Here is a 12889-nt window from a genome sequence, read left to right as displayed (position 1 = left end):
TTGTGTGTAGTAAACTTAATTAGGAGGAAATATGAAGAAATTTTTAGATAAAGACTTTTTGCTTTCAACAGATACAGCCAAAAAATTGTATCACGACGTTGCGGCAAAAAAACCTATTTTGGATTACCATTGCCACATCAACCCAAAAGAAATAGCCGAAGACAGACAGTTTGAAAACATCACCCAGGTTTGGCTTGGCGGGGACCATTACAAGTGGCGCCAAATGCGCTCAAACGGTGTGGAAGAAAAATATATTACGGGTGACGCTACCGACAGGGAAAAGTTTCAAAAGTGGGCCGAAACATTAGAAAGGGCCATAGGCAACCCGCTTTACCACTGGAGCCACCTTGAACTTAGAAGATATTTTAATTATGACGGCGTACTCAGCAGTGAAACGGCGGAAGAAGTATGGAACCTCTGTAATAAAAAATTACAAGAAAAAGCTATGTCCGTACGCGGCATTATCAAACAATCCGGCGTTACGTTAATTTGCACTACCGACGACCCGGTGGACACATTGGAATGGCACAAAAAAATTAAAGAAGATACATCCTTCGACGTACAAGTCCTGCCCGCCTGGCGCCCTGATAAAGCCTTAAATATAGAAAAACCTACATTTGTTGACTATATTAAACAGCTTAGCGCCGCCAGCGGTATTGAAATAAAATCTTTTGAAGCGCTTAAAGAAGCGTTTAGAAAAAGACTCGCTTTCTTTATAGAAAACGGCTGCCGCGCCACAGACCACGCGCTTGAGTACATTATGTACGCGCCCGCCACAGACAAAGAAATTGAAGACATTTTTGCCAAAAAGCTTTCCGGCAAAGGCATAACAAAAGAAGAAGAGTTAAAATATAAAACAGCGTTTATGGTTTTTGCAGGTAAAGAGTACCATAAAAATGATTTAGTTATGGAACTGCACTACGGCTGCAAACGCGATAATAACACTCTTATGTTTAATAAACTCGGCCCCGATACGGGGTACGATTGTATTAACAACTTTGCCCCCAGCGCGCAAATGGCCGATTTTCTTAACGCCCTTAACGCTACCGACGAACTGCCCCAGACAATTATCTACAGTCTTAATCCGTATGATAACGCCTCTATAGGCACTATACTGGGCTGCTTTCAAAACTCAACCGCTTTAAGCAAAATACAGCAAGGTTCCGCCTGGTGGTTTAACGACCATAAAGTAGGCATGATTGAGCAGATGACGTCGCTTGCCAATCTGGGTATTTTGAGCAATTTCGCGGGTATGCTTACGGACTCACGCAGCTTCCTTTCCTATACAAGACACGAGTATTTCAGACGTATACTCTGTGACCTTATAGGCGGCTGGGTGGAAAACGGCGAATACCCGGCGGATATGAAAATGCTTTCAAAGATTGTAGAAGACATATCGTATGACAATGCAGTAAAGTATTTTAAGTTCAAACTTTAATTGTGTGACCCGCAGTGCCGTGTGTGGCGCTGCGGGACTTGCTTAAAAGGAGAGACACCCCCAATGACAGAAAAAAAATCTATTGCGTCAGCAGTTGGCGCGATTAACGAGAAAATAGGTAAATACAGATGGACTATTTGCGCGTTGTTATTTTTTGCGACAACGGTAAATTACCTCGACAGGCAGGTGCTGAGCTTATTGCAGCCCCTTTTGTCTGAACAGTTCGGCTGGACAAACAGCGACTATGCTAACATAGCCTCCGTTTTCCAGTTTTCTTATGCTATAGCCATGCTTTTTGCCGGCAGGTTTATTGACTGGCTGGGTACAAAAAGAGGCTACGCGTTCGCGCTGATTTTATGGTCGCTTGGCGCGGTAATACACGCCTTTGCCGTTGCTATTGGCGGCATTATTTCGCCCATACTTTCTTTTGTGGGCATAGTTGTGCCTGTGTCGGTAATAGGCTTTATGTTCGCGCGCTTAGTGCTTGGTATTGGCGAGGCTGGCAACTTTCCCGCCGCTATCAAAACAACGGCGGAATGGTTCCCCAAAAAAGAACGTTCCTTTGCCACGGGTATTTTTAACTCCGGTTCAAACATCGGCGCTATCGTAGCCCCGCTTACCGTACCGTGGATAGCCAGCCACATGGGCTGGGAGATGACGTTTATCTTAGTGGGCGCGGCCGGGTTCTTATGGTTAATATTCTGGGGTCATTATTATGACTCACCCAAAGCCATGCTTGAAAAAGGCAGAATTACCCAGGCGGAGTTTGACCACATTCACAGCGACGCTGACGAACAAGCCCTTGAACAACAAGCGCAAAAAGACGGCACCCAAAGCAATGTTAAGTGGTTCCAGCTGTTAAAATACCGCCAGACATGGTCCTTTGTTATAGGCAAGTTTATGACAGACGGCGTGTGGTGGTTCTTCCTGTTCTGGTTACCCGCTTATTTAAAAGCGCAGTACGGCATAACAGGCACACAAATAATGTTACCCCTTGCCGTGCTTTACAGTATGACAATGGTTGGCAGCATTGGCGGCGGTTGGTTCCCAACATTCTTTATTAACAGGGGGATGAAAGTGTACCAGGCCCGTTTAACAGCTATGATTGTGATTGCCTTGTTCCCGTTAGTGGTGCTTTTGGCGCAGCCTTTAGGCGCGATAAGCTATTGGTTTCCTATTTTGCTTATCGGCATCGGCGCTTCCGCCCACCAGGCGTGGTCTGCAAACATCTTCACCACAGTTTCTGATATGTTCCCCAAGAAAGTTGTGGCTTCAGTTACAGGTATTGGCGGCATGGCCGGCGGTATTGGCGGTGTTATAATATCTAAGACAGGCGGCTGGTTGTTTGACTATTACGGCGCTCTTGGCCATATTGAAACAGGTTACACCATAATGTTCGCGTTCTGCGCTTTAGCTTATGTTATAGCCTGGGTTATTATGAAAGCATTAGTACCCCAGTTCAAACCCATAACAGACTTATAATTAAAAAGCCCCTGCCTATTGGCAGGGGCTTTTTTTATCCCCAAATCTTTGAGTTATTTTTGATTTTTATTTACTTGACACACCCCGTCCGGCCTGCGGCCTCCTCGCGCAAGTGTGCCAAGTAAATAAAAATCAAAACTAATCTCAAACCTTCGTGGCCCCTTTGCGCTGGTTTTAATTTCCTCTCCCTTGTCGGATGAAAAGTGAGGCAAGCTTGCCGAGCGTGTCAATAAGGTACATCCCTCTCCCTTGTTGGATGGGAGAGGGAAGCGAGTGGAGCGAGCAGGGTGAGGGTGAATATGAGTGTTATATCTATTTATAAAACTGTTGTTAAAATTAACGGCACGTATTGTTGTTTATACCGTGCGGGGATTTAAACAGAAATACTATGCGTCTTACAGCACTCATATTCACCCTCACCTATTTTTATTTGTACATACGCACAAATAAAAATTTCCTCTCCCGTCAAAGAAGGGAGAGGAAATTACTTTTTATGTTAAGGTTACGTTATTTAGGTTGTTTGCCTATGTAGGCAAGTATGCCGCCGTCCACGTATAAAATGTGGCCGTTGACGAAGTCTGACGCTTTAGAAGCCAAAAATACAGCCGGGCCCGCTAAATCTTCAGCCGTGCCCCAGCGCGCGGCGGGGGTTTTGGCGATAATAAAGTCGTTAAACGGGTGGCCGGGCGTTCTAAGCGGGGCTGTTTGCGGGGTGGCTATATAGCCGGGGCCTATGCCGTTAACTTGAATATTATGCTCCGCCCATTCGCAGGCTAAGTTTTTTGTTAACATTTTAAGGCCGCCTTTGGCCGCCGCGTAGGCAGACACTGTTTCGCGCCCAAGCTCGCTCATCATAGAGCAAATATTGATAATTTTGCCCGCGCCTTTTTTAATCATGCCCGGCGCAACAGCCTTGGACATAATAAAAGGGCCGTTAAGGTCAATATCAATAACCTGGCGGAAGTCTTTGGCCGACATTTCCAAAGCGGGAATACGTTTGATAATGCCAGCGTTGTTTATCAAAATATCAATAACGCCTACTTCTTTTTCAACCTGCGCTACAAACTTATTTACCTCATCTTCATTTGTAACGTCGCACACGTAACCGTGGGCGGTAATGCCGTCTTTTTTATATTCTTCAACGCCTTTGGCAACCAGCTCTTCTTTAATGTCGTTAAACACTATTGTCGCGCCGGCGGCGTTTAAGGCCTTGGCCATAGCCATGCCGATGCCGTATGAAGCGCCGGTGACTAAAGCAATTTTACCCTTGAGTGAAAACTGTTCTTGCATGTTAATCTCCTTATTTAAGTTTATCCGCTGTAAATGTGTCCATGTCGTCGTAATTTAAATTCTCGCCGCACATGGCCCAGATAAATGTATAGTTGCTTGTGCCCGCCGCAGAGTGTATGGACCATGAGGGGGAAATAACCGCTTGCTCATTATTCATAAAAATGTGGCGTGTTTCCTGGGGACGCCCCATAAAGTGGCAGACAGCCTGCTCTTTAGGCACTTTGAAATAAAAGTAAGCTTCCATCCTGCGGGAGTGTGTATGCGGGGGCATGGTGTTCCACACGCTGCCGGGGTGCAGTTCCGTCAGTCCCATTTGCAGCTGGCAGCAAGGTATAATCTCGCTAAGTACAAGCTGGTTTAAGGTGCGGCGGTTAGATGTTTCGGGCGCGCCAAGTTCGCGTACTCTTCTCATTTCAGCGGTTATTTTAGCTGTTGGGTAAGCTGTGTGCGCGGGGGCGGAGGCAAAATAAAATTTTGCGGGCGCCTTGCTGTCATTAGATTTAAACACAACTTCTTTAGCGCCGCGGCCTACGTAAATGGCGTCTTTGTATGTCATGGGGTAGTCTGTGCCGTCCACGGTTACTACGCCTTCGCCTTCAATACATATTATGCCTACTTCACGTCTTTCGCAAAAATATTCGGAGCGTATTAACGGCACTGTTTCTAATTTTAAGTTTTCTTTTACCGGGTACGCGCCGCCTATTATAAGGCGGTCGTTGTGGGTATAAGTCATTAAAACTTCGTCAGCGGCAAATACTTTTTCTACTAAAAATTCTTTACGCAGGTGCGTGGTGTCGTAATGTTTTACATCATCCGGGTGGGTACCCCATCTTTCTTCAATAGATGTTTTCATTTCCTCTCCTCAAAAATTATATTTTCACTCCTATTATATAATATTATTCGCTGTGGGCCACGCCGCAAAAAAGATTGAATTTTAGGGGAATAAAAAGTATAGTAAAACGGTATGTTAATCTAATTGCAAAGGTGTTGATTATGAAAGAAAAAAGCCCCGCTTCACAGTGTCTGTACTGCCAGCGCAACCAAACGCAAAAAGACCTTATGATTGATATTTGCGACCTGGACGTTTCGCGCGTATTTTTATTTAAAGAACAAACCTACAAAGGCCGCTGCCTTGTGGCCCATAAAGAACATACAGATGAGCTTTTTGAGTTGTCTGATGAACAGAGAGACGCTTTTATGAAGGATGTAGCCCGCGTGTGCAAAGCCATGAGCGTTGCCCTTGGCGCCGAAAAAATAAATATGGGCGCTTATTCTGACAAGCTGTCTCACCTGCATTTTCACTTAGTTCCCAAATACATCGGCGGGCCGGACTACCCCGGTATTTTCCAAATGAACCCGCAAAAAGTTTATTTGACCGACGAAGAAAACCAAGAACTTATAGCAAAAATTAAAGCCAACTTATAATATAGAAAGCCCCGCTAGAAGCGGGGCTTTTTAATATCTTCAATACTATTTAACTTCTACTGTCCAGCCCAGGTCATCTGGCAGTGCGCCTGTTTGCAGGCCAAGCAGCGTGTTGTAGGCAAGTTCTGTAACGGGGCCTGTTTTGTTATCGTTAATGGTAATAACTTTATCCTGCCATTTAAGTATGCCCACCGGGGAAACTATAGCCGCCGTGCCGCTGCCAAACATTTCTTTAAGCATGCCTTTTTGGCTGGCCTCATAAACTTCTTCTATGCCAAGCCTGCGCTCTACTACTTTGTAGCCTTTTTTAGACAACATTTCTATGACAGACTTTCTGGTTATGCCCGAAAGTATGCTGCCGTTAAGGGCGGGGGTTATAACCTCGTCCCCTATAACAAAAAATACGTTCATGGCGCCTACTTCTTCTATATATTTATGCTCAATGCCGTCCAGCCACAGTACCTGGCTGCAATCTTGCTTGGCCGCTTTATCCTGCGCTTTAAGGGCAGAGGCGTAGTTGCCGCCTGTCTTTGCCGCGCCCATGCCGCCGCGTACGGCGCGTACGTAGGTGTCTTCCACCAAAATGTTTGTGGGTGTTAAGGCCGCTTTAAAGTAAGAGCCTACAGGGGACATTATTATTATAAATTTGTAAGAGTCGCTTATTTTTACGCCAAGGTTAGGCTGCGTGGCAATAATAAAGGGGCGTATGTAGAGTGACGGCCCGGTACCCTCAGGTATCCAATCTTTATCTATATTTACCAATTTTTTAAGGGCTTCTAAAGCAAAGTCTTCATCTATTTGCGGTATAGCCAGGCGGTCGTTAGAGGCGTTAAGCCTTTTAAAGTTTTCTTGCGGGCGGAAAAGTAAGATTCTGCCGTCTTTAGCTTTATATGCTTTCATACCCTCAAAAACTTCCTGCCCGTAGTGCAGCACCATGGCCGAGGGGCTCAGTTCAATAGGGCCAAAGGGTAAAATTTGGGCGTTATGCCAGCCGTTTTCTTTATCATAATCCATCACAAACATATGGTCTGAAAAATATTTGCCAAAGCCGAGGGCGGATGTATCGGTAACTTTCTGCTTAGGGGTTTTGGTAAGAGTTATTTTAATGTCTTGCATTGTTCTTCTCCTTTAAACGTCTGAATATATAATATCATTTTAAGGAGGGCGGCACTATTGTTAATCTGCCTTATTTATATATACATGCACGTCCTCGGGCTTGGGCGCGCTTGAGAAAAACCCGGATATTTGTGAGTGTATGGCCAGCAGTACTATATTGTCTTTTGTCTTGCCGTTTTCTACTGTTAAGCTAAGCATTTGGTTAGCCGCCAGCTTTGATGTTTTACTAAGCACGGGCATTTTTAAAAAGTTTGCTTTAATTTTATATTGCCCGCCGGGGTTTACCGCGGATGTCTGTGTTAGAGAAAGCGTTTTTATAAGATTGTCGGTAGTTACTGTCATGCCAAGCAGTTTATCTTTGATTGTTAATACTTCCATATCCATGCGCAAGGTAAATGCATAAGAGTCACTCTTTATAACGGCTATATTATATGCGTACTTTGTTATTTTACCCTTTTTCTTTTTTAGGCTGCCAAACAGCTGATCTTCGGTATAGTTTATGTCTAGCAGGCTGTTGGCCGGGCTTGCCGCAACGGGCGGCTGCGCGTTAGCGCAAACAGCCAGCAAAAATACAAATAATAAAAAATAGAATTGTTTACTCATAAACTAATTATACAATAAATTCTTTCTGGAACACCTTTGCCCAAAGATATATAATAATAACTATGAAAACACAAACACTTTCCAAACTGAAAACCAAAACAAAAAACTTTACCCAAAAACATAAAAAAGCTGTAAGAATAACGGTCTATACCGTCTGTGCTATACTAATAGTGCTGTTTTGTGCGGAAATGGCGCTAAGGTTTGTTTTACCTGCCGAGAAAGTAAAAAACTATATCACGGCTAAAATTTCCTCAGCCATAAACGCAGATGTTGGTGTTGAGCATATTTCCGCCGGGCTTGGCGGCCTGCATGTAAAGGGCCTCAGCCTTAGCGCGGGCGGCAGTGATATTTTAAAAGTAAAAAATACCGATGTACGCTTTTCATTAATTCACCTTTTTATTTTGCAGCTTAAAGTAAAAAATATAATTGTCTCAGGTATAGAAGTTAATATAGTAAAAGACGCTAACGGCAAGTTCAACTTTGAGCCTATGCTGGCAGAGGCTCCGGCGGCAGAAACGTCAGCCGCCCAGCAGGATGCCAAACCCATTAAAGCCCCGCTATTAAAACCCGTCATAAATAAATTTTATATTTACGATACCAACGTTACTTATACCGATGCCCAAAAAGGCCTTACGGTAAAGATAAACGAGTTTAATATAGACAGCGAACATATTAATATTAAAAAACCTTTTAAAATGAACATAAGCAGTTTTATGAGCGTGGCAAGCAAAGATGTTAATATAGAAAACCTTAACTTCGGCCTCAAGTTAATTGCAGATTTAGCGGCCATAAAGCTGGAAAACGCCAGCCTGGCTATTGAGCCTTTTGTAGTGTCCGTAAATAATTCTTCTATATTTATAAACGGCAAGCTTAGTAACTTTCTGAGACCCGTGTTCGACTTTACCGTAGGTACGGAGAAACTGGTTTCGGCCTCGTTCAAGCCAATGGTTGATGTGCCGGATTTTGACATGACATCTCTTAAGGCGGTTGGCCAGCTGGCGGCGGACCCAGGCGCTATGCGTGTGGACATAAACCGCTTTAACCTTACCACTGTTTTTACAGAGCTTAACGCCAGAGGCTTTGTGGCTATGACCGCCGAAGAGCCGCTGTATGATATAAACGCCGACGGTAAAGTGTTCTTAGACAAAACCCCGCAGGCGGTTCCCATGCTGGCGGAGTTTAAACCGCTGGGGGAGTTAAACTGGAACAGCGAGGTTAAAAACGCCTCTATAAAAGCTAACCTTACAGCCGCCGAGATCGGCGCGTTTTTGCCGCAGGCGGGCACATTGGCCAATGTCAATACTACGGTTACGCTTGACGGGCTTCACAGCGTTAGCATGCCGTCGCTTACAGGTAAGCTTAACGGACACGCTTTTAGCTCTAAATTTAAATATTTTTTAACTTCAAAGGCGGGTAGTGTGGACGCCGCCTTTAACGCAAACAGAGTATGGGTAAAACCCACGCCGGAAGCGCTTAAAGCTATGACGGTGAAAGAGGCTGCCACCGCCGCCCCGCCGCCCAAGGCCGCCGCAAAAAGCGCGACTCTTAAACAAACCCAGCAGGAGCTGCAGGATAAACTTAACCTGCCGCCCTTTAAGATTAATGCTAATGTTGGTATAAAAAGTTTAGACGCGCCGTTTATCAACGCGGACAATATCAAGTTTAACGCCGATATTACAGACGTTACTATCTTGCTTGATAAGATGCAGGGAAGTTTAAACTTTTCCACTGAAAAAGGCGAAATAAAAGACCTTTACAGTTTGACTGAGGCCAACGCCGTTACTAAGGTGCTGTTCATGTCTGTAGGTGTGGTAAGCAAGGTTGTAAACAGTCTTAACATCCTTTCTGTGTTTAAACAGATGGTGCCCGCCAAAAATAAAAAAGAGGAAGCCGCTTTAGAAGAAGAGTTGGCCGCCAACCCGCAAAAGATTGACGGCAAGCTGGACTTTGACAGTTTTTCAACTAATATCAATTTTAAAACAGGCAAGGCTGATATTAAGCACGGTAACTTTGTTTCGGGCTTACTCTCATTTAAACTTGCCGGTAATATGGATTTTAATAACCGCAACCTTAACATGACAGTAAACGCCGCGCCCGGCCGCCACCCTGAAGAGGGGGTAATGCCGTTAACGGTAAAAATAGGCGGTACGATAGACGAGCCCAAAGGCAGTATGAGCGTGGTTTCAAGCGTGGCGTCGCTGATAACAGGCACAGCGTTTAAAAACCCGCTGTCTAACGCTATTAAAAGCGGTGTGGTAAGTGTAGTGCCCGACAGCCTTACAGGCGGCGGTAAAGCCGCTGATACGCAAGCACAACCGCAGCCCTCACCCGCTGAAAATTCTAATTAAACGCAAAAGGCCCCGCCATACGGCGGGGCCTTTTACTTTATAAAAACAATTATTTCTTTTTGCCGCAGCCGCAGGCGGATTTATCCACCATTGTGCAGTTGGCGTTAAGGCCTTTGGTTTTAAGGTGTTTGTTGCCCCAGGCAAACATTTCTTGCAGTATAGGGCGCAGACTGGCGCCTTTTTTAGTTAAAGAATATTCCACCTTGGGCGGCACCACCGGGTAAACTTTGCGTGTGATAAGCCCGCTGTCCTCAAGCTCTCTTAACTGCTGGGTAAGCATTTTTGCCGTAGCGCCTGTAACCAGCTTTCTAAGTTCTGAAAAGCGCAAAGTGGTTGGCGTTAAATGCCACAGTATAAGCGCTTTATATTTGCCGCCTATAAGCTCCAGCGTGGCCGATACCGGGCAATTGTACTCGGGTATAATATTTTTCATTTAACCTCTTGGTACCTTTTTGGGTACTATATTACAAAAAAGTGCATTCTTGCTAAAAGGATAACTACTGTATACAATGGTATTAAAAAGGTAAAACATTGTCAATTTGAGGTACTTATGCAAAAGAAAACTTTTAATGTAACGGGTATGACGTGCAGCGCTTGCAGCGCCAGAGTAGAGCGTGAGGTTGCCAAAGTTGGCGGGGTAAAAGAAGTCAGCGTTAACCTGCTTAAAAACAGCATGGCCGTAACTTTTGATGGTGCCGCAACAGACGCCGGCAAAATAATAAAAACCGTGCAAGACGCCGGCTACGGCGCCTACGAAACCAACGCCAAAACCGCCGCCCCCAAAGAAAACCCGGTGGAGAAAGAAACTGCGGAACTCAAGTCACGTCTTATTATCTCAACCATATTTACTGTGCCGTTGTTTTACGTCGCTATGGGTAGTATGGTTGGGCTGCCATTGCCGTCATTTCTTAACGGTATGCAAAACGCTATGGCGTTTGCTTTCACGCAATTTTTGCTTGTGTTGCCCGTAATGTTTGTTAACCGCGTGTATTTTAAAATTGGCTTTAAAAATTTATTTAAACTCTCTCCAAATATGGATTCTTTAATAGCGTTAGGCAGCGGCGCGGCGTTTACATACGGCGTTTACGCCATTTATAAAATAGCGTACGCCTTGGGCGCGGGCGACACACAAACCGTGCACCGTTTTAGTATGGATTTATATTTTGAGTCCGCCGCTATGATACTTACGCTTATTACTCTTGGCAAGTTTTTTGAGGCAAGGGCCAAAGGTAAAACATCGGCCGCCATAAGCAAACTTATTAACCTAGCCCCCAAAACCGCCGTAGTTGTGCGTGACGGGGCGGAGTATAGCATTGCGGTTGAAGATGTTGCGCTTGGCGATATTCTGGTAGTAAAAGCGGGGGATTCTATACCAGTGGACGGCATAATTGAAGAGGGCAGCGGTACTGTAGACGAGGCCGCCCTTACCGGCGAAAGCCTGCCTGTGGAAAAAGCGGCCGGGGATAAGGTTACCGCAGGCACAATAAACCAAACGGGATATTTTAAAATGAAAGCCACCGCAGTGGGTGAAAACACCGCTTTGGCGCAAATTATACGCCTGGTTGATGAGGCCACTTCTTCTAAAGCGCCTATAGCTAAATTGGCCGATAAAGTCAGCGCGGTTTTTGTGCCTGTGGTTATCGCTATAGCGGTATTGGCGGCAATATTTTGGCTGGTAAGCGGGCAAAGCTTTGAGTTCGCGCTTACGGTTGCCATTGCGGTTTTGGTAATATCATGCCCGTGCGCTTTGGGGTTAGCTACGCCTACCGCCATTATGGTTGGCACGGGTAAGGGGGCGGAGAACGGCATTTTAATAAAGTCAGCCCGTGCGCTTGAGGCCGCCCGGGCCGTAGATACCATTGTACTGGACAAGACAGGCACCGTTACAGAGGGCAAACCAAAAGTTGTACAGGTTATGCCAAACGGCGTTACTGAAGAATACCTGCTTACTATAGCGGCGTCTTTAGAAAGTTTGTCAGGCCATCCGCTTGCGTTGGCGATAACCGCTAAAGCTAAAGAGCGGGGATTTACATTTAAACAAGTAAGCAATTACCAATTGGAGCATGGCAGGGGAGTGCGCGGTTTTATTGACGGCAAAGAATATATAGGCGGCAACGCTAAAATTATGAATGATGCAGGCGTTGAGTTTGATAAATTTGAAAATGAATCAGGCAATATACCGCTGTACTTTGCGGAGGATAAAAAACTGCTTGGCACAATTGTTTTGGCCGACACCATTAAACCCGCCAGCCCAGCCGCAGTAGAAGAATTTAAAAAAATGGGACTTGAGGTTATCATGATTACGGGCGACAATACCGCCACGGCCAACGCCGTTGCCAAAATTGCCGGCATAGACAAAGTAATAGCGGAGGTTTTGCCCCAAGACAAAGAACGTGAAGTGCGCGCTTTGCAGGAGCAGGGTAAAAAAGTAGCCATGGTAGGCGACGGCATAAACGACGCGCCCGCCCTTGCCCGCGCGGACGTTGGCATAGCCATTGGCGCGGGTACCGACGTCGCCATAGAATCCGCGGGTATTGTGCTTATGAAAAGCAGTTTAACGGACGCTGTGGCGGCCATTAAGCTAAGCCGCGCGGTTGTGCGTAATATTAAACAAAACCTTTTTTGGGCGTTTATTTATAACACCATAGGTATACCCGTGGCGGCGGGGGTGCTATACCCAAAGTTTGGCGTTTTACTCAGCCCAATGATAGCGGCGGCGGCTATGAGCTTTAGTTCCGTTTCCGTAGTAACAAATGCGCTAAGATTAAGGTTTTTTAAAACTGATTTTGAAGATAAAAAGGAGAATTATATGAAGAAAACAATAAAAATTGAGGGTATGAGCTGCGGCCACTGCAGCGCGGCCGTAACAAGAGCGCTTAAGAGTGTGGCGGGGGTAGAAAGCGTGGAAGTAAACCTTGCCGCTAAAGAAGCTGTGGTTAAAGCGCAGCCCACTGTAACGGACGATACACTACGCTCCACAATAGAAAAAGGCGGCTATAAAGTAACAGATATTAAATAAAAAAATCTCCGCAAAAAGCGGGAATGCTTATTGATTTAAACGGAACCCCCGGCTTACCGGGGGTTCCGTTTAAGTTTTATCTTAATTACAAAAATGTAATAGGTGTGTAAGTATTATGTGCATAGTATAGTTTTAAAATATAATTAGCCTGTTAAACACCAAAAGTGA

10 protein-coding genes are annotated in these 12889 nt (G+C 45.2%); 5 read left to right on the top strand and 5 right to left on the bottom strand.

Features of this window, described 5'->3' with window-relative positions; genetic code table 11:
• Positions 1–31 precede the first annotated feature (31 nt).
• Together uxaC and AAIR98_RS07000 are read left to right on the top strand one after the other, a co-directional pair.
• Complete coding sequence (gene uxaC, locus AAIR98_RS07005) at positions 32–1438, top strand: glucuronate isomerase (protein WP_423971481.1); 1407 nt, start codon at positions 32–34, stop codon at positions 1436–1438.
• 102 nt (positions 1439–1540) lie between these two features.
• Complete coding sequence (locus AAIR98_RS07000) at positions 1541–2920, top strand: MFS transporter (protein WP_423972042.1); 1380 nt, start codon at positions 1541–1543, stop codon at positions 2918–2920.
• A 507-nt stretch (positions 2921–3427) separates the two neighbouring features.
• Here the strand turns inward: AAIR98_RS07000 and AAIR98_RS06995 are convergent.
• Complete coding sequence (locus AAIR98_RS06995) at positions 3428–4210, bottom strand: gluconate 5-dehydrogenase (RefSeq protein WP_423971480.1); 783 nt, start codon at positions 4208–4210, stop codon at positions 3428–3430.
• Positions 4211–4220: 10 nt separating this feature from the next.
• A complete protein-coding gene (gene kduI / locus AAIR98_RS06990; RefSeq protein WP_423971479.1) occupies positions 4221–5063 on the bottom strand; it encodes a 5-dehydro-4-deoxy-D-glucuronate isomerase in 843 nt (280 codons plus the stop codon).
• A 140-nt stretch (positions 5064–5203) separates the two neighbouring features.
• On the opposite strand from kduI, the gene AAIR98_RS06985 reads away from it, so the two are divergent.
• On the top strand, positions 5204–5635 hold the full coding sequence (locus AAIR98_RS06985; RefSeq protein WP_423971478.1) for an HIT family protein: 432 nt from the start codon (positions 5204–5206) through the stop codon (positions 5633–5635).
• Positions 5636–5680: 45 nt separating this feature from the next.
• Here the strand turns inward: AAIR98_RS06985 and AAIR98_RS06980 are convergent, their stop codons facing one another.
• Entirely contained in the window at positions 5681–6751 is a 1071-nt protein-coding gene (locus tag AAIR98_RS06980; protein WP_423971477.1) for a branched-chain amino acid aminotransferase, read from the bottom strand.
• 60 nt (positions 6752–6811) lie between these two features.
• Positions 6812–7354 carry a hypothetical protein gene (locus AAIR98_RS06975; protein WP_423971476.1) on the bottom strand — a complete coding sequence of 181 codons (543 nt, stop codon included), beginning with the start codon at positions 7352–7354 and terminating at the stop codon, positions 6812–6814.
• Between the two features lie 62 nt (positions 7355–7416).
• Between AAIR98_RS06975 and AAIR98_RS06970 the strand changes: the two genes are divergently transcribed.
• Positions 7417–9702 (top strand): AsmA family protein, encoded by a 2286-nt coding sequence (locus AAIR98_RS06970; protein WP_423971475.1) that lies wholly within the window; start codon positions 7417–7419, stop codon positions 9700–9702.
• A 49-nt stretch (positions 9703–9751) separates the two neighbouring features.
• Here the strand turns inward: AAIR98_RS06970 and AAIR98_RS06965 are convergent, their stop codons facing one another.
• On the bottom strand, positions 9752–10135 hold the full coding sequence (locus tag AAIR98_RS06965) for a winged helix-turn-helix transcriptional regulator (protein WP_423971474.1): 384 nt from the start codon (positions 10133–10135) through the stop codon (positions 9752–9754).
• Between the two features lie 117 nt (positions 10136–10252).
• Here AAIR98_RS06965 and AAIR98_RS06960 point away from each other — a divergent pair, with 117 nt between their 5' ends.
• Positions 10253–12721, top strand: coding sequence for a heavy metal translocating P-type ATPase (locus AAIR98_RS06960; protein WP_423971473.1), 2469 nt, complete (start codon positions 10253–10255; stop codon positions 12719–12721).
• Positions 12722–12889: the final 168 nt, after the last annotated feature.

Source organism: Elusimicrobium simillimum (genome assembly GCF_049639735.1).
In the GTDB taxonomy this organism is placed as follows: domain Bacteria; phylum Elusimicrobiota; class Elusimicrobia; order Elusimicrobiales; family Elusimicrobiaceae; genus Elusimicrobium; species Elusimicrobium simillimum.
The sequence above is the reverse complement of the archived record's forward strand: the minus strand, read 5'-3'. Positions and strand labels throughout refer to the sequence as shown.

Bases quoted from the DNA above. Each gene is read 5' to 3' on its own strand.
- AAIR98_RS06975 (WP_423971476.1), bottom strand. From the start codon at position 7,354: ATGAGTAAACAATTCTATTTTTTATTATTTGTATTTTTGCTGGCTGTT.
- AAIR98_RS06970 (WP_423971475.1), top strand. From the start codon at position 7,417: ATGAAAACACAAACACTTTCCAAACTGAAAACCAAAACAAAAAACTTT.
- AAIR98_RS06995 (WP_423971480.1), bottom strand. From the start codon at position 4,210: ATGCAAGAACAGTTTTCACTCAAGGGTAAAATTGCTTTAGTCACCGGC.
- AAIR98_RS06960 (WP_423971473.1), top strand. From the start codon at position 10,253: ATGCAAAAGAAAACTTTTAATGTAACGGGTATGACGTGCAGCGCTTGC.
- AAIR98_RS06985 (WP_423971478.1), top strand. From the start codon at position 5,204: ATGAAAGAAAAAAGCCCCGCTTCACAGTGTCTGTACTGCCAGCGCAAC.
- kduI (WP_423971479.1), bottom strand. From the start codon at position 5,063: ATGAAAACATCTATTGAAGAAAGATGGGGTACCCACCCGGATGATGTA.
- AAIR98_RS06965 (WP_423971474.1), bottom strand. From the start codon at position 10,135: ATGAAAAATATTATACCCGAGTACAATTGCCCGGTATCGGCCACGCTG.
- uxaC (WP_423971481.1), top strand. From the start codon at position 32: ATGAAGAAATTTTTAGATAAAGACTTTTTGCTTTCAACAGATACAGCC.
- AAIR98_RS06980 (WP_423971477.1), bottom strand. From the start codon at position 6,751: ATGCAAGACATTAAAATAACTCTTACCAAAACCCCTAAGCAGAAAGTT.